The 20,428-nt window shown below is 31.7% G+C and carries 16 protein-coding genes and 1 pseudogene; 5 read left to right on the top strand and 12 right to left on the bottom strand.

Annotated elements, in window-relative coordinates:
• Positions 1–759 precede the first annotated feature (759 nt).
• Both I6U48_RS11205 and I6U48_RS11200 read right to left on the bottom strand, forming a co-directional pair.
• A complete protein-coding gene (locus I6U48_RS11205; protein WP_218320545.1) occupies positions 760–1,863 on the bottom strand; it encodes a uroporphyrinogen decarboxylase family protein in 1,104 nt (367 codons plus the stop codon).
• Between the two features lies 1 nt (position 1,864).
• A complete protein-coding gene (locus I6U48_RS11200; protein WP_218320544.1) occupies positions 1,865–2,491 on the bottom strand; it encodes a cobalamin B12-binding domain-containing protein in 627 nt (208 codons plus the stop codon).
• Positions 2,492–2,676: 185 nt separating this feature from the next.
• Here I6U48_RS11200 and I6U48_RS11195 point away from each other — a divergent pair, with 185 nt between their 5' ends.
• Complete coding sequence (locus I6U48_RS11195) at positions 2,677–4,233, top strand: PucR family transcriptional regulator (RefSeq protein ID WP_218320543.1); 1,557 nt, start codon at positions 2,677–2,679, stop codon at positions 4,231–4,233.
• A 175-nt stretch (positions 4,234–4,408) separates the two neighbouring features.
• On the opposite strand, the gene I6U48_RS11190 is transcribed toward I6U48_RS11195, so the two are convergent.
• The 6 genes from I6U48_RS11190 to I6U48_RS11165 all read right to left on the bottom strand — a co-directional run bounded on the left by I6U48_RS11190 (position 4,409) and on the right by I6U48_RS11165 (position 13,857).
• Complete coding sequence (locus I6U48_RS11190; RefSeq protein WP_218320542.1) at positions 4,409–4,933, bottom strand: MarR family winged helix-turn-helix transcriptional regulator; 525 nt, start codon at positions 4,931–4,933, stop codon at positions 4,409–4,411.
• 166 nt (positions 4,934–5,099) lie between these two features.
• Positions 5,100–6,947, bottom strand: a complete 1,848-nt coding sequence (locus I6U48_RS11185; protein WP_246615299.1) for an ABC transporter ATP-binding protein — start codon at positions 6,945–6,947, stop codon at positions 5,100–5,102.
• Positions 6,929–8,671 carry an ABC transporter ATP-binding protein gene (locus tag I6U48_RS11180; protein ID WP_312890975.1) on the bottom strand — a complete coding sequence of 581 codons (1,743 nt, stop codon included), beginning with the start codon at positions 8,669–8,671 and terminating at the stop codon, positions 6,929–6,931. Before I6U48_RS11180 ends, I6U48_RS11185 begins: the two co-directional genes overlap by 19 nt.
• A 252-nt stretch (positions 8,672–8,923) precedes the next feature.
• Complete coding sequence (locus I6U48_RS11175; RefSeq protein WP_218320541.1) at positions 8,924–11,467, bottom strand: PEP/pyruvate-binding domain-containing protein; 2,544 nt, start codon at positions 11,465–11,467, stop codon at positions 8,924–8,926.
• 413 nt (positions 11,468–11,880) lie between these two features.
• Positions 11,881–12,645: a peroxide stress protein YaaA gene (gene yaaA, locus I6U48_RS11170; RefSeq protein WP_218320540.1), complete on the bottom strand. Its 765-nt coding sequence runs from the start codon at positions 12,643–12,645 to the stop codon at positions 11,881–11,883.
• 21 nt (positions 12,646–12,666) lie between these two features.
• Entirely contained in the window at positions 12,667–13,857 is a 1,191-nt protein-coding gene (locus tag I6U48_RS11165; protein WP_218320539.1) for an anaerobic nitric oxide reductase flavorubredoxin, read from the bottom strand.
• Between the two features lie 149 nt (positions 13,858–14,006).
• Between I6U48_RS11165 and I6U48_RS11160 the strand changes: the two genes are divergently transcribed.
• Positions 14,007–14,645 (top strand): cupin domain-containing protein, encoded by a 639-nt coding sequence (locus tag I6U48_RS11160; protein WP_218320538.1) that lies wholly within the window; start codon positions 14,007–14,009, stop codon positions 14,643–14,645.
• A gap of 119 nt (positions 14,646–14,764) precedes the next feature.
• Here the strand turns inward: I6U48_RS11160 and I6U48_RS11155 are convergent, their stop codons facing one another.
• Together I6U48_RS11155 and pdxR are read right to left on the bottom strand one after the other, a co-directional pair.
• Positions 14,765–15,670, bottom strand: a complete 906-nt coding sequence (locus I6U48_RS11155) for a PhzF family isomerase (protein WP_218320537.1) — start codon at positions 15,668–15,670, stop codon at positions 14,765–14,767.
• Positions 15,671–15,813: 143 nt separating this feature from the next.
• Positions 15,814–17,214, bottom strand: coding sequence for a MocR-like pyridoxine biosynthesis transcription factor PdxR (gene pdxR / locus I6U48_RS11150; RefSeq protein WP_218320536.1), 1,401 nt, complete (start codon positions 17,212–17,214; stop codon positions 15,814–15,816).
• A 132-nt stretch (positions 17,215–17,346) separates the two neighbouring features.
• Here pdxR and I6U48_RS11145 point away from each other — a divergent pair, with 132 nt between their 5' ends.
• From I6U48_RS11145 to I6U48_RS11135, 3 genes and pseudogenes are all read left to right on the top strand, one after another.
• Complete coding sequence (locus I6U48_RS11145; RefSeq protein WP_246615298.1) at positions 17,347–18,018, top strand: phenylalanine--tRNA ligase beta subunit-related protein; 672 nt, start codon at positions 17,347–17,349, stop codon at positions 18,016–18,018.
• Positions 18,019–18,149: 131 nt separating this feature from the next.
• Positions 18,150–18,326, top strand: a complete 177-nt coding sequence (locus I6U48_RS11140) for a hypothetical protein (RefSeq protein WP_218320534.1) — start codon at positions 18,150–18,152, stop codon at positions 18,324–18,326.
• A 72-nt stretch (positions 18,327–18,398) separates the two neighbouring features.
• A pseudogene (locus I6U48_RS11135) lies at positions 18,399–19,167 on the top strand (LysR family transcriptional regulator).
• Between the two features lie 263 nt (positions 19,168–19,430).
• Here I6U48_RS11135 and I6U48_RS11130 read toward each other — a convergent pair.
• The gene (locus I6U48_RS11130; protein WP_218320533.1) at positions 19,431–19,898 is read right to left on the bottom strand and encodes a hypothetical protein; all 468 of its coding nucleotides are present in this window, start codon (positions 19,896–19,898) and stop codon (positions 19,431–19,433) included.
• Between the two features lie 221 nt (positions 19,899–20,119).
• Entirely contained in the window at positions 20,120–20,263 is a 144-nt protein-coding gene (locus tag I6U48_RS11125; protein ID WP_218320532.1) for a hypothetical protein, read from the bottom strand.
• Positions 20,264–20,428 lie beyond the last annotated feature (165 nt).

Raw genomic sequence — 20,428 nt, 5'->3', positions numbered from 1 at the left:
CATTAATTTTTTCACCAATTACTATCATAATATACACTCCTTCTTTAAACATTTACTTTAAGTTACAATCATATCAATTAGTACTACAACACTTTAAATTTCTTTGATTTGTATCTTATGCTTTTCATCCCCATACCACCTATTGTACACATAGTTGATAAAAATAACGCAGTGATATTGAAAAAAATCAGACTGGGTGCTTTTACAATATTTTGCATATGATATGCTCATCATCCTACACCTAAAAAAATTGTGTTAAACATTTACATTAGGGAAGTGTAACCCTTAATTGAACCTAGTTAGGATATGTATCTGCTACATCAATTGAAAGTATATGCCATAATCTCTAATTCTCCTGACTAAATTTATATATTTCTTATTATCGTATAAGTAACAGAAGAACCAGCAGAAAGCGTTGCAATTCATCAACCATTTGATATAATCATATTATAACAAATGTAAATTTGTAATTCTATTTACATAATGCGCATTTTTTTAACAATAATTTATACAAGATGTATGAATTAGAGGTTCTCATGAAATAGAAGTGCGTTCTTAAGTTAATAACATTGTCCCTAGGTACTTGCGAGGCCTAAAAGATTAATATTGCTAATTCTTTCGCAATAAATAAAAGTATCAAGTGAGAACCTGCTAGACTCACTTGATACTACTTGACTCAGTTATTTGGGATTTAACTCTAATTATTATCATATGCCAATAGGGTACTTGCGAAACAAAGTTTCCTGAACTTGTTTTTATCTATTTACCAGTAGCCGCAGAAATCATAGCTTTTACATTTTCAACTTTGGCATTAAAAGGTATGTCGCAGCCTTGACCAAGCATAAAACCTTCTGAGCCTATTTCTTTTATAAGTTTTACACTATAATTATACACTTCTTCTTCGCTTCCAAGTGTTAAAAGTGATGCTGGTACATCTCCATTTATGCACATATGGTCACCCAAAGCTTCTTTTATTTTATAAATATTTGTACTACCATCAGGGTAAAAAATACATTTTCCTTTAGGTAATTCTCTAAAATAAGAAAGATCTCGTTCCCAATTAGAGTCCATATGAAATATAGGTATAACCCCTGCCTCAATTGTTACTTCTGTTAACTTCTTAATATATGGCCAAACAAATCTCTCCCACAGCTTAGGGTTTAGGAACTCACTAGCTGCACGCCAACCTCCAACCCATGCGCCTAGTGGTTTAGTTTCAAAAGCCTTTTTTGTGTTTTCTATAATATCAATCATTGCAACATCAAAGGCTGCCTGAACTTTATCAGGTATTTTATACATATCCTTCATAAACTTTCTCATGGAACGAGCACCACATATCATTTCTATAGGAGAAGTAACGAAGTCTCCTGATAATGGCACTATTCCTGCATCAATAACATTTTGTCTTCCCTGTGGTGCATAACTTAATGCTGGAGTAACTTTATCTAGTAGGTTATCTAGTTTATTTTCTAAAAAATCAAAGAAAAAATAATTCCAGCCTTTATTAATAATAATATCATAATCCTCTACTGTCATTAATTCTTCTTCTTCAACCTGCCACAAATTATTCTCCGGCAGATCAACTCCTGGAAGCTTTACTTTTGACAGCCATAATAAACTTAAAAGCTTTGGATCAAAGCTAGCAAACTGAATTGCATCTGTTCCTAACTCAATAGCTGAATCTAATATAGTTTTATTTGAAAGAACTGGATCTGAAACATAATCACTCATTTTTACGTTCATATGCTTAGGTGCAAACATATCGTTTAGGATACATACGGGCACTCTATCAGTCTTTTTTAATGCTATAGTATCTTTAATCCTAGTTAGCCTCTCATTATATAAAGTTTGTAAGTTTTCCATTTTAGTTCACCCCCACAAATTGTCTGCAATAATCTACAGTGTTCTGTGCATTTTTAGCTATAACATCAGCCTTTACATACTTGCCAGTGGCTTCATCAACAGGGCCTCCACCTATTAAAACCTTTACATCATTCCTAAGTCCTTCATCTTCTATTGCTTGTATACATTCTTTTACATTATCAAAACATGTAGTTAAAAGGCATGATATTCCAACTACTTTAGGCTTGTGTTTTTTTATAGCCTCAATAAATTTTGCTGTAGGTACATCAACACCTAAATCTATAACTTCAAAACCATTGCTTCTCATTACTGTTGTTACAATATTTTTTCCTATATCATGTATATCATCATAAATTGTTCCTAAAACGAAAACTCCATTTTTAGCTTCTCCAGCTTGTCCCACTCCTCCAAGCAATTGTGAAGCTTCATTGAATACTTCTGCTGACATAATAAGTTCTGATAAGAAATATTCTTTTTCTTCAAATCTCTTTCCTACAATCCCCATACCTTCTTGCAAACTTTCTATAATCTCTAACGGACTTACCCCTTGATCCTTTAGTGCTTTTACCTCTTCTAGTACAACGTCTTCGTCGAGATCAGCCATAGCTTCTATTAGCTTTTTACTCATGATAACATCCTCCCCTTAAAATATTCTTGATATGTCTAAATCATACCAATTCTCCATCTACATGTCATTGTTCGCGAAGTCAGAAAATTCTATATATATTTTTATGCTTAGTGCACTATAATTTTATAGAATTACGAGATGCATAATTGCAACTTATAGAGTATAATCAATACAAGGTGATAACTATGGATATGAAATTAAACATACTTATAGAAAAGTTAGAACATTATACTCCTAAATTGCACTTATATAGCGGAGAAGACGTTCCTATTAAATCTGCAAAATTACTTTTTAAAAGTCAACAATCCTTTGAACCTTATGTTTTATATATCGGAAAAACTTCATTTCTATCTAAAAGCTTAAATTATAGTTATTCCATTAACTTATTGTGTATTAAGGACAGCCCTATTCCAGATTCCTATAAAGAGAGTTGTCCATTCAATTTAATAATTATAGATAATCACTGTGATTTATCTATAATTTTTAACGAGATACAGGATATGCTAACAGAATTTCATCAATGGTCCTCATCATTGATGGACTCGCTTATAAATAACAAAGGATTAGATCAGATTATCGACATTGGATACAATTTTCTTAATAATCCAATCCTAATAATTGACACTAGCTTTAAACTATTGGAATATAAGAAAAATATTGAATTTAATGACCCACTCTGGAAAGCTACTGTCATAAAAGGCTACATGCCTTACGAATGCGTTGCCACTGTTAAAGCCATAAAATATGTAGAGCAAGTATATAGCAGCCGTTCTCCAATTGCAAGAAGCTTTGTAACTGAAAAATATGGTAAATCATCAACTATGGTAGCTAATATTATACTTAGTAACAAAATTTTTGCTCACATTGTCATTTTTGAATCCCAAAGGTCTTTTAAAAAAATGGATTTTGAAATTACTAACCTTTTATGCAAGGTTATTTCTTCTGAAATGCAGAAAGTTAAATTTTTTCAGAACACAAAAATACTAATATATGAATGCTTTATTGAAGATTTATTGGATGGAAATATAAAAGATAACGAAGTAATCGAAGAAAGAGTAAAATACTTAGATTTGAATTTAAAGGAAAACCTTTACGTATTAACGATAACTCTAAGTCATTTTAATGAAGAAAATACACCTATTATTCAAATAAAAGACTACTTAGAATACATAATTAGTGGTAGTAAGTCTATCATCTATAAAAATTACATTGTTATGCTAATAAGCCGCAGAAGAAAAAATCTACTATTGGAAGAAGATTTTAAAACTTTAAAGAAATTTCTATATGACAACAAACTTTTTGGTGGTCTAAGCCGCTGTTTTACCAAATTAGTAGAACTGCAAAAGCATTTTGTACAATCATTAAAAGCAGTCAATTTAGGTGTTCGAATGCATTCAAAAAAAACTCTTTTTATCTACGATAATTACACGGTATATCACATGATGGAAAATCACTCTGCAGAAGAGTTAAAAACTTTTTGTCATCCATCTTTACTTACACTTATGGAATACGATAAGCAAAATAACACTACTTATCTTGAAAGCCTTTACATATATATCTCAAGAGATAGAAATAAGGTAGAGTCAGCAGATTCACTGCATATTCATCGCAATACTATGAGTTATAGAATATCAAAGATTAAAGAAATTATAGATGTGGATTTGGACGACAGAGATTTAATTTTCCATCTTAGTCTTTCATTTAAAATACTTGAATTTACTGATAAAATCAATTTTTCTTAGTCTCAATTATTTATAATACCTCTAGTTAATGTTTTAAATTTCCTCTAAAAATCTTCAATTTAAAAGAAACTCCTGTTCTCTTATTTAAAAAAACTATTTTTTAAGTATCTAAATGTAGAAAATTAAAAGAACCAACTACATAGCAAACTTATGTGCATTGTAGTTGGTTCTATTTTTAATGTGAATTAGTTTCACCATAAAAATCACTGCCTTCTTTAATTCCATGATGTTCTTTACGTAAACTTTCTACATTTTCACCAGAACTTTGTTCAATTGAGTTTACTAATTTATCCATCAAAGTAGAAAGCTGATTTATTTCCTCTTCTGATAAACCAAGAAATATACTTTCTACTAGCTCTCTTCTTGCTTTCATAGCTCCCTCTGTAGCTCTTCGTCCTTCTTCTGTAATATAAACATTCGAAACCCGCTTATCTTTTTCGTTTACACGTTTTTCTACATAGCCATTTTGTTGTAATTTGTTAACTAGTTCCCCCAGAGAAGCTGGTCTTATTTGAAGCTTAGCGCTCAAATCCTTTTGTGTCAAACCATTCTCTACTAGTAATAGTCCTAATAGATGTGCCTGTGCTCTACTAGCCAATATTTCCTTTTCCTTAAAATTTGAATTATGTTGTTGCCTATTAACCAAATTAGTAAAATAATTTATTTGTTGCAGCACTTTCTCTGATAGTATATTGTACATAAAAGCTCCCTCCTTTATTTTTAACAAGGCACCTTATTATTATAATACACTTATCACTTCATTGTTAAGAGTTTTGCTAACACAATGCCTTTACTTTTTATTGTAAAAGTAATCAAAAATCTTCTTTTTTTACACAACTCTGCTTAAAGATAGAATGTGCTTTAAGCTATAAAGCACATTCTTCCATGAACTGACTATAATAGATATCAGCATAAACACCATTAGCTGACATTAGTTCTTCATGTTTACCCGTTTCTGCAATAGCTCCATCTTTCATTACAACAATACTATCTGCATTATAAATTGTAGATAACCGGTGTGCAACAACAAAACTGGTACGATTTAGAAGCAATTTTCTCATTGCTGTTTGAATTAAAGCTTCTGTTCTACTATCAACATTGGAAGTTGCTTCATCTAAAATCAAAATTTTAGGGTTTGCTACAAAGGCTCTTGCTATTGTGATTAATTGCCGCTGCCCTTGGGAGATATTGCTGGCTTCTTCATTTAGAATAGTATCATAACCATCTGGTAATTTATAAACAAACTCATCAACATAAGATGCTTTTGCGGCGGTAATAATTTCATCTTTACTAGCATTTTCATTACCATACTGAATGTTTTCATAAATTGTACCGGAAAACAGCCATGTATCCTGCAGTACCATGCCAATATTAGCATGAAGCTCTGAACGTTCCATATTTCTAATATCTACTCCATCAATTCTTATATTACCACCCTGAATCTCATAAAATCTCCCAAGTAAATTTATTAATGTAGATTTACCCGCTCCCGTATGTCCCACAATTGCAACCATTTGACCTGATTTAACTTCTAGAGAAAAATCTTTCATCAACATATCTTTTGTATATCCAAAGGAGACTTTATCAAAGTCAATTTTTACATCTTTCTTATAGTTATTTGGAATTTTGTTCTTCTGGGCTTCCATATCAATTTCATCTAGTACATTAAAAACCCTTTCAGCAGATGCAATTGTACTGAGAATTCCATTCCATATATTGGAAAGTTGGCTAATTGGTTGTGAAAATTGAGTAGAATACTGAAGAAAAGCCTGCATATCACCAATTGTAATAGAATTATTTGTAACTTTAATGGCACCGAAGACTGCAATTAAAACATAACCAATGTTCTTGATTAACATCATATTAGGCATCATAGATCCACCCCAAAATCTTGCTCTCCAGCCTGATTCATACATATTTGAATTATATGCTTCAAACTTCTTTACTGCGTCTTTTTCCCCATTAAAGCTTTTTATCACCATATGCCCTTGGTACGTTTCTTCAATGATGCCATTTAAGCTTCCCTGTAATTTCATATATTCTTTGAAGTTTTTTTGTGCAATGGGACTAAATCTTTTTACTATAAGAAGACTTCCTGGAATTATAGCACAAGCTATTAAGGTCAGCTGCCAGCTGATAGTCAACATAATAGCTAATATACCTACAAAAGTAATAATTCCCGAGATAAGCTGGGTGAGACTTTGCTGAAGCATAGTTGCGATATTATCTATATCATTAACAGCAATTGACATCAAGTTTCCGTTGGAATTCTTATCAAAATAGGCCACTGGCAAAGTATTTATCTTCTTTTTTAACTCCTTCCTGAGTGCATTTGTTGTTTTTTGAGACACACATGTCATAATCCACTGCTGTAAGAAAGTTAGAATATTTACTCCTATATATAAAATAGCTGCAAATAATAGAATTAATTTTAGTTTATCAAAATCAACAACAACACCTTTTTCTGTAACTCCTTTAAATATTTCTGTAGTTGCCTTTCCTAATAGCTTTGGCGTCTGAATCTGCATAAAAGTTCCTAAGACTGAAGCAAACAAGACCAATGTAATAAGTAAGCTGCTGCTTTTCATATAATGCATAAGCTGCTTAACAGTTTTGTTCATATCTTTAGGTTTTTCTACTAATCGCCGCCCATGTTTCATTCTGCCTATCTGAGTCTCCTGCTTCGGATCCGTTTCTATCTCTTTATTTCGCATATTAAATCCTCCTTTTCAAATTGAGAGGCTAAAATTTCTTGATATACTTTATTTGTTTTCTTAAGGTATTCATGACTTCCTAATCCAACTATTTTCCCTTCACTAAGTACTGCTATTTGATCAGCATGCATAACTGTACTTATTCTTTGTGCAACAATTACTGTAATCTTGTCAGTCATTTGCTTACGTATAGCTTCCCTAATTTTAAAATCTGTCTTAAAATCCAAAGCAGATAAAGAATCATCAAAGATATAAATATCTGCTTTTTTGAGTAATGCCCTTGCAATGCATAATCTTTGCTTTTGACCACCTGAAAAGTTTCCTCCATTTTTTTCAACATTGCTATCCAAGTCCTTATCCAGCTTTTCTACAAATTCAATTGCTTGCGATAAAGAAAGTGCTTCTAATATTTCCAAATCCGTTGCATTTGAATTTCCTAATTTCATATTATCTCGAAGAGTACCAAAGAAGAGAGTTGATTTTTGCGGAACAAAACTTACTACTTTATGGAGACTTTCTTTTTGTATATTGCGTACATCTATTCCATTTACTAAAACAGCTCCACTTACAGCATCATAAAATCTGGATATTAAATTTATAAGAGTTGATTTTCCTGAACCTGTACTGCCTATAATTGCAAGAGTTTGTCCTTGTTTAATGGATAAATTAATATTTTCAAGAGCATTTTGCTTGGCACCTTTAAATCGAAAACTAACATCTTTAAACTCAAGTGATATTTTAGAATTTTCTTTAAGAAATATACCATTTTCTTTTGGATCATCAGTTAAGCTATTCATTTCAAGGATTTCATTAATCCTTTTAGCGGATGTTTGTCCACGTGGAATGGAGGAAACAACATTTATGAGCATAGTTAAACTCATTAAAATTTGTGTTGAATAGGTAATAACAGCTAAAATTGTTCCAACCTTAACACCGCCATGAACTGCATAATGCCCTCCAATCCAAATTATTGCTATTCCAACAAAACTCATTATAAGAGTTATTGCAGGAAGTAAAGTTCCAACCAATGTATTCACTTTTATAGATATACTTTTGTAATCGTCATTAACTTTCTGATATCTGTCATACTCCCATTTTTCTTTATTGAAAGCATGAATTACTTTAATGCCTGTCAGCCCTTCTCTAAAAATCAAATTAAGAGTGTCAATTTTATTTTGAAGTTTTTCAAATAATGGAGTGGAAAAATATAGGACTCCAAAATAAATTACAATTATAATAGGAATTGCAATTATAAATATCTTTGATAAGCTTGGACTTAACCTATAAGTCATGATAATACCCCCAAATAAATAAATAGGGGCCATAGTCAGAAACTTTAACACCATTTCTATTAGATTCTGTACCTGCGTAACATCATTTATATTACGGGTTATAAGTGAAACTGTCCCGATTTTATCAAATTCATGATTACTGAAGTTTTGTACCTTTTGAAAAATATCACTTCTCAACCCTCTTGCTAATTTATAAGACAATTTTGAAGAAACATAGGTATTTATTTCCGCTGAAAGAAGACCTGCAATAGAAACTAAAATCATAATTCCTCCCTGGGAAAATATATACGAAATCTTCCCAGTCATAATACCATTATTAACGATATCCGCAGTCAAATTAGGTAGATACAGATCACAAAGGACTTGTAAAACCAGAAAAACAATTGCTGCGGTAAGGTTAATTTTAGACATCCGTTTAAATATTTTTATCACAACTTATTCCTCCTCTAAATATCTATCATAGACACCCACAGCCGAAAGTAAACTTATCCTCCGGGAGGTCGGATATCCTGCCAAGCTTCAGCACGATAAAAACTTTTAATTATTCTAAAGCTCAGTATTTAAGCAGAGAGCTAAAATCTTTGATTTTATGTGAATCGCTTACTCATCTGACTTAAGGAAGATGAGTTTCATAAATCTCTAAGAAACTTTTATAAACTCGTTCCTCAAGATGGACCAACTTATCTATAACAAGGTTATTATTCCCTTTGTTCCATCTACACGTATTTTTTGTCCATCCTTTAATATATTTGTTATATTATCAATAGCTACAACACAAGGTATTCCATATTCTCTTGAAACAATTGCTGCATGAGAGCCTGCGCTTCCTATTTCAGTGACTGCTGCAGCTGCCACCTTAAAGAGAGGCGTCCATACTGGTGCAGTATAAGGTGATACTAATATGTCGCCTTTTTTTAGCTTATTGAATTCAGAAGGATTTCTTACTATGCACACAGGGCCTTCATATACACCGCGGCTTGCAGGACTACCTTGTATTGAATTAGGATCGTTCTCAATATCCATTTTATTTTTATTTTTCATTTCAAATTTTGGAATTGAACCTGTAGATATCATCCAATGTACTCCTTTTTCATGAGCAGCATAAACCTTTGAAAAAGCTTTTTTTCTTTTCTCTATTTTTTCTTTAATACCTAATTTTCCTTCTGCTACAGAACCTACCTCTTCAAGGAAAATAAAGAATACATCCTCAGCTTCATTTATTAATGATTTTTTAACTAAGAGTTTCCCAAATTTTGAAGCCAATCTACGCAGGCAAGCCACAAGCTTTTCTAAGAAAAATAAGCTTTCTTCTCTGACTATTACTGCATTCCTAGCTTTTTCAAGGGCTTTCAAAAATTTGCGATACTTGCTAAGTTTCATCAGTTCTTTAATCTGTTTTTTTGCAGCTTCATAGTCGTCCTCCTGCTTTTTGAAGTTTTTTTCCGAATCTAACAAATCCGTATCACAAAGTAATGCATCAATAAGTTTATAAACGCTCTCCGGCTTTTCGCGCCATGTGGGTGATCCAACCATAGGACCCATGCTCACAGAAGGTCTATCTCCATATTCCTCTATAAACTTATCAAACTCCTCTTTAAAAATTTTACTCTCCTTTCCATATACAGCTGCTGCCTGAGCTACTTTTACTATAGCATCATTTTGAAGTGCAGTTCTGAACGGTAATGCTCTCATAAGACTTTCATTGAACTGGTCAGCATTTTCCTTTCTCACAGTTTTTTTGACTAAATGCTCAAACTTTAAAACAGATATAGATCCAGGAATTAAAGTAGAAGCAAATCTTTTATAAAAAAGTTTACTAAATTCCTTCATAGCCTGTTCCATAAGCTTTGCATATTTTACGAGATCATTTGTATTCCTGCTTTCCTTATCTATTCTTTCAATCCATGCAATCATTTCTTCTGAAACAGGCTTCCATAAATCCTTAGACTCCTTTGAGGCACATTTAATTAGATATTTGGGAAGTTTCCATAGTATTACAGGAGATAGGCTTGAATCATGATAGCTTATTGCAACACACCCATTTTCTCTTTCAACTGGTCTGTTTTGATCTTTTGGAAGTTTAAACCCTATATCATGAAAAAAAGTATTTACACCTTGATATGAATAATTAATGTAAGCAAAATCCAATGGAGTTGGTGGTTCTGAACAATGCTCCATTACACTTTGCAATCCAGAAGGAGCTTTTTTACCTTGATAAATTATCTTATCATTAGGTCCTAGGATATTTAGATCTTCATTATCTGCTATATCTGTGGTAATTGGCCTAGCTTGAAGCATATATATTTTACCTTGTGAAAGCGCCCACTCTGTATCTTGTGGACTGCCATAATGTTTTTCCACAAGGTTGGCCAATTTTATGAGATGAGTAAGCTCGTTTTCGCCAAGACAATATGATTTCTGTTTTTCCTTAGAAACAGCTTTCGTGGTCGTCCCCTTTTCCATTAGATTGATTCTAAGTTTCTTGGAACCAAGAGACTTTTCTTTAATTCTTCCATCCTTCGTAAGGACAAAAGTATCTGGGGTTACTAAACCGCTAACTACCGCTTCTCCAAGACCATATGCAGCACTTATCAATATTTCATCTCTGCTTCCATTTACAGGATTTGCAGTAAACATTACTCCAGCAACTTCAGAATCTATCATAGCCTGAACTACAACTGCAAGATCAACCTTAAGGTGATCAAATCCCATACTTACTCTATAGGATATTGCCTGAGAGGACCATAAGCTTGCCCAACATTTCTTAACATGTTTAAATACGTCTTCTTTCCCATAGACCCCTAAAAAAGTTTCGTGTTGTCCTGCAAAAGATGCTGATGGTAAATCCTCTGCTGTGGCACTTGACCGTACTGCAAGCAATAGTTTTCCCCCAGAGCTCATTTGTTTAAAAAAGCTTTCAAAGGTTGTATTCAATTCTTCTTGTACCATAACAGGCATTGGAGCCTCTTCAATCCATGCTGAAATACACTTACTCGCTTCTGACATATTATCAATATCCTGCTTACCGATATTTTCTATCCTTTTTTCTATACGCTCTTTAAGCCCTGATGCTTCAAGATGAGCACGATATGCACCTGTTGTAACTACAAATCCTTGTGGAACTGGAAGTCCTGCATTTATAAGCACACCAAGATTAGCACCTTTTCCACCTGCTTGTGGTAAAGAATCTTTATTTAATTCACTTAACATCTTTGTATAATTTGACATGAACATTCTTCCTTTCTCACATATAATTAATCTATTTCATATCCCAATAAAAACTCTATATATATGCCTTTCAAGTTTTTTTAATCTCTCCAAATCGCTTAAAATATAACTTATCTAAGTTACTTTTTATTAAGGTACCTTACTATTTTAGTATATATGCTGATATATATATTGTCAATAAAAAATTAAGGTACCTTACCTTTTAATCTAAATTAATCAAAATCTAAAAACCTACAAAAATCAAAACAAGTGATTTTTGCAGGTTTTAAATTTAAAAGCCAACTACATTTTTTTAAGTGTGAGTTTGGTATTTAGAAAGCTTTCTAAAGTATTATAAAAGACATGCCATCACTAATATCTAGAAGTGTTGATATGTCGTCTTCTTTTCACCTTATTTTAATAGACAGTAAGCTTTACCTAGTAAATACCCATTCTACCTCAGTAGACATATATTCATTATAGTTGTATCCCTCTTCGCAAAATTCCTTAAGATCATCTGGTGAGACAATATTATTCTCAACTATAAATCGGCTCATAAGTCCTCTTGCGCGTTTTGCATAAATAGTTATAACCTTGTGAGTTCCTCTTTTATAATCTTTAAATACAGGAAGTATTATCTTTGCATTTAACTTATTCATATCTATTGCTGAAGAATATTCTTTTGATGCTAAGTCTATAAGTACATTATCTCCTTGATTGCTCAATTCTTTTATAAAATAATCAGTAAGCTTATTCTTCCAGAAGCTATATAAGTTATTACCTGAATTGTTCTTTAATTTAGTTCCCATTTCTAATCTATAAGGTTGAATTAAATCCAATGGTCTTAATACACCGTATAATCCAGAAAGTATTCTCAAATGGTCATTTGCAAAAGACAATTGTCCATTATCTAAATTCTTTGCATTTATACCTCTATACACTGCACCATCATAAGCTAAAAGAGCTTGCTTCCCATTTGATAAATTATGTTCTCTTTTCCACATTATATGTCTCACAAAATTTTGTTCTGCAAGTTCACTGTTTATCTTCATTAAACTCTCAAGTTCAGGTGGAGTATACTGTTGAAGTTCTTTCATCAGTATATTAGCCTCCTTGATAAATACAGGTTTTGTATACAAATCGGTATTAAATGCCTTTTTCATATTCAAATTTTTTGCTGGCGATAGTATAGCTATCATTGATGAATCACCTCAGCAAAATTATATCATAAAATATACTATATTTTTTCCAAATTCTCTGCACCTGTTTAGTCCATCTTCATCAGGATTCCATAATTCTCTTATTCCTTCGTTTACTACCTCAAAACCAGCCTTATTTAATTCTTCATTAATTATTTTCACACACTCACCACTCCATCCGTAACTTCCAAAGGCAGCTCCTTTCTTTCCCTTGAAATCAAGTCCTTTAATCATCTCCAATATTGCGGCTGTCGAGGATAGTATTCCGTTATTTATTGTTGATGAACCAACAAGTACCAGTTTTGATTTAAATACTTCAGTAATAATATCATTTTTATCATTCTTAGATGAATTAAAAATCTTTATAACAATATCTTTATTTGAATTTTTTATTCCTTCTGCTATAGCTTCAGCCATTCTTCTTGTATCATTCCACATTGTATCATAAATTATTGTAATCTGATTTTCCTTATAATCCTTTGCCCATTCCATATACTTGTTGATTATTTGCAGTGGGTTATCTCTCCATATTATTCCGTGACTAGTACAAATCATACTAACAGGTAAATTAAGACTTATTACCTCTTCTATTTTTTTTACGACAAATTTGCTGAAGGGAGTTAAAATATTAGCATAATATTTTATTGCCTCATGAAATAACTCTCCTTGATCAACTTTATCATTGTACATTAATTCAGAGGCATAATGCTGCCCAAAGGCATCATTGCTAAATAGAATATTTTCACCAGATAAATATGTAAACATCGAATCAGGCCAATGAAGCATCCTTGCTTCTACAAATATCAATTTATTTTTACCTATATCTAAACTATCCCCAGTTTTTACTTCTACAAAGTTCCAATCTTTATGGTAATGTCCCTTTAATATTTTCACCCCACTTTTAGTACAATAAATTGGAGTATTGGGTATTTCTTTCATTAACTCTAAAAGTGCACCACTATGATCACTTTCTGAATGATTCATGATTATATAATCTATTTTCTTTAAGTCGATTTCCTTTTTTAAATTAGCTACAAAGTCTTTAGCAAATGGATACCATACAGTATCAATAAGTACTGTCTTTTTATCTTTAATTAAGTATGAATTATATGAAGAACCTTTATGTGTAGAGTATTCTTCACCATGGAAGGTTCTTAGCTCCCAGTCTATTTTTCCAACCCAAGTTACAGTGTCATTAATCTTAAAAGACATAAGTATCATCCTTTCTATTTACTAATAGTTTTATTCTTTCCTTACTCTCTTTTAAAAATCCACACACGTAACTTAAAATCTTAGTTTTTGTGAATTAAAGCACATTTTTAGAAATAAAACATATTATAATATTGTAAGCCTATGAAAGGATGTATTATATGTATAACATGTATCAATGCCCTTATTTTAATCCACAAATGTTTGACTTAGATAATATGTATAGGATGTATCCTTACTGTACTCCACCCCCAATGTATGACTCTGATTTTTCAGAACAATTTGATAATAACTATATTCCTTTTTCTGATGAACCAAATTATGGTTATAGATGTGATTCTTCGGATTCAGACAGGATTGATCCTTTAATTGAAATAAAGGATTATGGACCAGAACCTTATGTAGTTAACATTAATGCAGCTACCAGGCAGAACAATACTTATCGTACAGCTTTATGGACAGGAAAACATTTGCAAGTTACTTTGATGAGTATTAAACCTGGTGAAAGCATAGGTCTAGAAGTCCATCCAAATATTGATCAATTCATACGTATTGAACAAGGTCAAGGAATTGTTAAAATGGGCCCTAGAAAAAATAACCTTAACTTTCAAAGGAGAATACGTGATGAGATTGCAATCATGATACCTGCTGGAACATGGCACGATGTAATCAATACAGGATCTGTGCCACTTAAGCTGTATTCCATTTATGCACCACCACAACATCCAAAGGGTACAGTTCAAAAAACTAAAGCAATAGCAGAAGCTTCTGAAAGAGGCCAAGAACTCTAGTAACAAATCATCAAAGAAAGTGTGAATATTTCAAAGGTCCTGTTGCACTTAGACATCTACTTTCGGCCGTGTAGTCTATAAGTACAACAGCTCCTTCTTTTTTACAATCTGTTGTGCTCTTATAGTGACAATTCAGTTTTAAAGGCTATCACAGCATTTCCTGAAATCTTAACTTCTACAGGCTTTTTATCTTCTATTTTCACTTCAACTTCAATAATACCTGCTCGATTTATAGCTTCCCCTTGCTTAGCTTTGAATTTAAATAAAGAATTATTGTGTTCAACAAGATTATGATAAACAAGATATGCACCTAAAGGACCATTCGCATTACCTGTTACTGGGTCTTCATTAATTCCTATTACTGGTGCAAACATTCTGCCATGCACTAAGATATCATTGTCTTCTTCATCAACAGTAAAAACATAATATCCATTACACTTGATAACCTTACTCAACTTAGAAAGCGTATCATAATTTGGCTGCATTTTATTTAGAGTTTCAATACTTTTTATGCCAATCATAACTTTAGAGTGACCTGTTGAAACAATTTGAATTTTATAGTTTTCCAACAAATCCCTGTTACTTATATTAAGTGCTGATAAAAGTATTTCTTTATTGGCACCATCAATAATATCACCAAATTCAATTTTTCCTTGAGTCATTACTATTTTATAATCATTATTTTCCTTTATTATATCGACGGGCAAAATTCCAGCACCTGTCTTATGATAAACTCTTGAAGCATCCAAATTATTTTCAATAGCCCGGGCATAATGAGCAGCAATCGTGGCATGTCCACAAATTGGTACTTCACTAGTTGGAGTAAAAAATCTTATATGAACGTCATACTCATTGCTATCTGAAGAAAATATAAAAGCTGTTTCAGAATTATTAAGTTCTCTTGCTATTTTCTGCATTTCACAATCGGTTAATCCATCCGCATTTGTTATTACCCCAGCTGGATTTCCTGTGAATTTTTCTTTCGTAAATGAATCAATTTGATATAAGTTATATTTTTTTGCCATACTTCTTTCCCCCTAAACATATCATGAAATTATAGATACTCAAACCAGACACTTACACTCATGGAAATTATTTCTCGTTATTGTATAATTAATTATAGTACTACTAGAACATATACACCAGTACGCACTTTTTACTCATATACTTACTTTTTAGAAAGAGGTCCTATTCCCTTTCTAATTCTCTTTATGCCTTCTTCAATGTTTTTAATACTAAGATGCCCATAACCTAAAACTATCTTATTGTCGTGTCTCCCTTTGTTAACAGCATACATTTCAACTGGATAAACTTTTACTTTTTGCTTTGCAATTTTTCTTAATACATCCTCTTTGAAAGAGATATTATCAAATTCTACAATCAGATGCAGCCCTGAAGCATGCCCTTTTATCACATATTCTTTCGGAAAATTAATATCTAAACTATTTATTATCTCTTGTCGTTTCTTAAAGTATTCTTTTTTCATTTTCCAGATATGTTTTTCAAGCTTTCCATCACTAATAAATTTTGCAAGCACCAACTGCGTTATTGATTCCGTATGCACATCAGTATACATTTTAGATTTCAGATACTTATGTATTAATGAATATGGTAGTATCATATACCCAAGTCTAAGTGCAGGGGCTAGTATTTTACTAAAAGAACCTACATATATTACTCTATCAGGATCTAATTCATAAAGTGAACTTATTGGTTGCCCTTCATAACGAATTTCAGTATCATAATCGTCCTCAACAATATAACAATCATTTTTTTCGGCAAAATTGACAAGCTCGATACGCCTCTGAATAGGCAGCACTCCCCCTAGCGGAAACTGATGAGAAGGGGTAACATAAATAAATCCTACTTTCTTGAAAGTTTTAAGCATATCAGTTCTTATACCATTACTGTCAACTTGAATTGGATTTACTGAATATTTACAAGATAAAATAACATTTAGTAAACCATAATGTATAGGATCCTCAACGATAACTTCTGCAGCAGGGCTATACAGCAGCTTTGATATTAAGGATAGTCCCTGTGTAGAACCAGAAGTAATCATAATCTGCTCCGGGCTGCAGTCTATACCTCTAACTTTGAACAGATATTCAGAAAGTTCCTGCCTTAATTCCATACGCCCTTCAGGTCCGCAATATTTAAAATTTGAATAAGGCATATTGCTGCATATCTTATTATACATTCTTCCCCATTCTTTCTTAGGAAACTTATCAAGATCAGGTATCCCTGAACGGAAGTCAATCAAGTCACTTTCATTACTTTTATGTTCAATCTTTAAGAAGCTTTCTTTTGTTTCACTTCTTTTGAAATAGAGATTCTTTGCCACTATTGTTCCTGATCCCTGCCTGCTTTCAACATAGCCTTCCGCCATAAGCTGATCATAAGCCTCCAATATAACATTTCTAGATACCTTTAAGTCTCTAGAAAGCCATCTGGTTGAAGGAAGCTTGCTGCCTGCTGATATCCTTCCTTCCAGTATCATAGATTTTATCTGTCCATAAATCTGTCTTATAAGTGAAATATTGCTGCTTTTATCAATAATCAACCACATAAGTTATCCTCTCCTTACTAAAGTGGTTCTATTATTTATCTAATAAATTGGACCTACATAAGCCACTTTACCTGTGGTAACATTATAAAATAATCACTAAAAATTTACAATATGTTTCAAGGAGTGATAAAATTGTTAATATTGGAAGAAAACTTAAAGACACTTTACCCTAACTCTAAATTTGGAGTTCTTATAATTAAAGATGTTGAAAATCCATCAACAAATTCAGAATTCAATAAAACAAAGTTATTAGTAAGGGAACAATTACTAGGTCAATATCAAAACTACAATCGAAAAGACTTTACTAAATCTGAACCTGTTTATTTTTATACAAATTATTATAAAAAATTCAGAAAGACTTATCCTGTTCAGCTCCAATTAGAATCAATAATTACAAAAGGAAATTCTCTGCCAAACACTGCTGCGTTAGTTGAAGCCATGTTCGTTGCTGAACTAAAAAACTTACTTCTTACCGCAGGCCATGATCTTGATAAAATAGAATTTCCTATTAAATTAAGCTTAGGTAAAGGAAATGAAAATTTTATAGGTATATCAGAAAAAGAGCAATTTCTTACAAAAAATGATATGATGCTATGCGACAGTAAAGGAATAATGTCAAGCATTCTAAATGGACCTGATTCACGGACTCAAATAACAAAGGATACTAAAAATGTGATGTTCTTTGTTTACACACCTGGCGGGATTGGTGACGACATCATTCGTAATCATTTATATGATATTAAATCTTACGTATCAGTATTTTCTCCTAATTCAAAAACTGATTTACTAGAAGTGTTCAAATAATGTAAATTTCAAAATTTTAAGTATAGATAAACTCGACCGATACTTAACTTATACTATGAGAATTATTAGTAATAATTAGAAAATATAAACATATTTCTAGAGGACAATTGATAACGGACAGAGGACAGTATATGAGAATCAAACTCAGTATAAACGCAGCTACAAAGAAAATAGTAAAGAATCTAAAACCGGAATTAATGGAAGTAACTAAATCTCCATTTGCATTTATACTATTCAATTTTCCTAATCCTACTATTGCCCCAATAACCCATGAAGTTGCATTAATACCTAAAGCTAACCCAAGCTGATTACCAGGAAATGTTTTAACTATAGTTGGAGTTGCAGTAGCTAAAGCTAGGGCTATATATTGAGGTGAAAAAATGGAAAGTAATGAACTAAGAATCTTTAGAGTTGTTGCTCAAACAGGAAGTATAACAAAAGCTGCACAAGTTTTAGGCTATGTTCAATCTAATGTCACTGCTAGAATCCAACAATTAGAATCAGAGCTAAATACTCAATTATTCTATAGACAGCGTGGCATGTTTTTAACTCCTACAGGCGAAAAATTGTTAGCTTATGCAGAGAAAATCATTTATTTGTTAGACGAAGCTGATAAAGCCTTAAATGACTCTTGTGATCCTTCTGGAAGCCTATCAATTGGTGCTAATAATATAATCTCCGGTTTTCGTCTTTCTGAACTTTTAGCACAATATCATAAAAGAGCTTGTATTTGAAGAGAATTTAATACTTATTTCTAACCCTATTTATAATAATATAGAGGCTTTATATTCTAAACCCTTTCTAATGAACACCATAGGGTGTCCTAATAGAACACAGCTTGAAAACTGGCTTAGATCAAAAGGCGTTGGTAATATTCGATATATGGAACTCAATAATTTAAATTCCATAATTGAAGGTGTGATAGCTGACCTTGGTGCATCTTTTGTCCCTCAATCTGCTATTAAAGAATATGAAGAAAACGGTCTTCTAAAATCCTTCCCAATACCCGAACAGTATAATACTACAAGAACCTTTTTTATAAGACGAAAAGATTCTTTAATGACTACCTCACTTTCAAAGTTTATCGAGATGATTGAAGAAAAAACCCCATATCAAAGGTTAGTACCTAAAAATAACAAATCCAATTAATTGTTCAATTTATAAAGTTTTATCTAATGTAATCAAGAATAATTCTTAAATTAAATAGAAAAAAAGTAAATTTATACGCAGGAAGATGTTACCAAAGCCGAAGGCACATATAAAAACTTTTTAATCATTCTTAGCGAAGTATTTTAGAAAATCTTAGAAGCTTTTTATGAGCAACTTATCAATGATAATTGATAAGTTGGTCCGTCTTGAGGCACCAGTTTATTATCTTATAAATATTAATATTTCTTAAGAATGTTATCAATTTAATCATTGTTATCATTCTTCTTAGTTTCTTCCATATTCTCTATAACTTCTATTTGTTCAGCTATTTCCATATTCTCTGTCTCAATAATATTTTGCTTAGAAGCGCTTTCTTCATTATTGTTAACATTTATATCATCATAAACCTCATTTTTATCTACTGCTGCTAAGTATTTTGATACTTTTTTATTAACTATAGCCAACCCTAGTAAAATAAATGCAATGCCTCCATATAAAGCAATCGGCTCAAATATTCCTGGCAGTAATTGTGATGGTAACAATTGCTTAATTACAGTAGCAGATGGATATCCCTGGGATACATATTGATCAACAGTCTTCTTAAATATAAAAATATTATCAATTAATAATGCAATTCCAAGAACTGCTACAGTTGAAGCGGCTGCATACAAAGCAATCGAAAGAGAAGATTTCTCTGACTTTATAAGCATATTTTTGTTTTTAAGTTTCATAAAATTTTATCTCCATTCCGCCTTTCAAGGCTCTAGTATAAATTTAGTCTAATACTAACATGATATTTTTTAAGCATTATCGTGCTTACTAATTTATAATACCAAACAATTGTTACATTTAAGTGTCAATAGTGTTACAACTAATAATATAAATTGTCACTAATGAATTTTTTATTCTATGTTAACATTAATTTTATAAAAAAAAGTCTTGTAATAGAATACTATTTCAAGACTTTTCTTATTTTTGCTTGTGATTTAGTTGCTTTTTTAAGGAACAAAGCAGGTTTTTCACGAATATCAAGTGATTCGGCCAAACATTCTTCAATAACCTCATGTGTTGTTATTAGCAATAAATTTTTATTCAAAATCTTCCCTTCCTTCATTTAATATATAATATATGATATTTTATATATTATATATCTATAAGGAAGTTATTTCAATTAAAATTATGTTAATTTATATTTACTAAAATGTAACTAATTTATTCAAACTTAATAAGCTTTCTATTTCCGGTAGAACATAGTGTTATA

The sequence above is a fragment of the Clostridium thailandense genome, from assembly GCF_019207025.1.
GTDB classification, from domain to species: Bacteria; Bacillota; Clostridia; order Clostridiales; family Clostridiaceae; genus Clostridium_AM; species Clostridium_AM thailandense.
Note: the sequence above shows the minus strand (reverse complement) of the source record. Positions and strands in the feature narration are given on the sequence as shown.

What these genes read in the sequence shown, in the direction of transcription:
- I6U48_RS11140 (WP_218320534.1), top strand. Translation starts at nt 18,150, where the DNA reads ATGAGAATCAAACTCAGTATAAACGCAGCTACAAAGAAAATAGTAAAG.
- yaaA (WP_218320540.1), bottom strand. Translation starts at nt 12,645, where the DNA reads ATGATAGCTATACTATCGCCAGCAAAAAATTTGAATATGAAAAAGGCA.
- I6U48_RS11155 (WP_218320537.1), bottom strand. Translation starts at nt 15,670, where the DNA reads ATGGCAAAAAAATATAACTTATATCAAATTGATTCATTTACGAAAGAA.
- I6U48_RS11185 (WP_246615299.1), bottom strand. Translation starts at nt 6,947, where the DNA reads ATGCGAAATAAAGAGATAGAAACGGATCCGAAGCAGGAGACTCAGATA.
- I6U48_RS11205 (WP_218320545.1), bottom strand. Translation starts at nt 1,863, where the DNA reads ATGGAAAACTTACAAACTTTATATAATGAGAGGCTAACTAGGATTAAA.
- I6U48_RS11165 (WP_218320539.1), bottom strand. Translation starts at nt 13,857, where the DNA reads ATGTCTTTTAAGATTAATGACACTGTAACTTGGGTTGGAAAAATAGAC.
- pdxR (WP_218320536.1), bottom strand. Translation starts at nt 17,214, where the DNA reads ATGTGGTTGATTATTGATAAAAGCAGCAATATTTCACTTATAAGACAG.
- I6U48_RS11190 (WP_218320542.1), bottom strand. Translation starts at nt 4,933, where the DNA reads ATGTACAATATACTATCAGAGAAAGTGCTGCAACAAATAAATTATTTT.
- I6U48_RS11130 (WP_218320533.1), bottom strand. Translation starts at nt 19,898, where the DNA reads ATGAAACTTAAAAACAAAAATATGCTTATAAAGTCAGAGAAATCTTCT.
- I6U48_RS11175 (WP_218320541.1), bottom strand. Translation starts at nt 11,467, where the DNA reads ATGTCAAATTATACAAAGATGTTAAGTGAATTAAATAAAGATTCTTTA.
- I6U48_RS11195 (WP_218320543.1), top strand. Translation starts at nt 2,677, where the DNA reads ATGGATATGAAATTAAACATACTTATAGAAAAGTTAGAACATTATACT.
- I6U48_RS11160 (WP_218320538.1), top strand. Translation starts at nt 14,007, where the DNA reads ATGTATTATATGTATAACATGTATCAATGCCCTTATTTTAATCCACAA.
- I6U48_RS11200 (WP_218320544.1), bottom strand. Translation starts at nt 2,491, where the DNA reads ATGAGTAAAAAGCTAATAGAAGCTATGGCTGATCTCGACGAAGACGTT.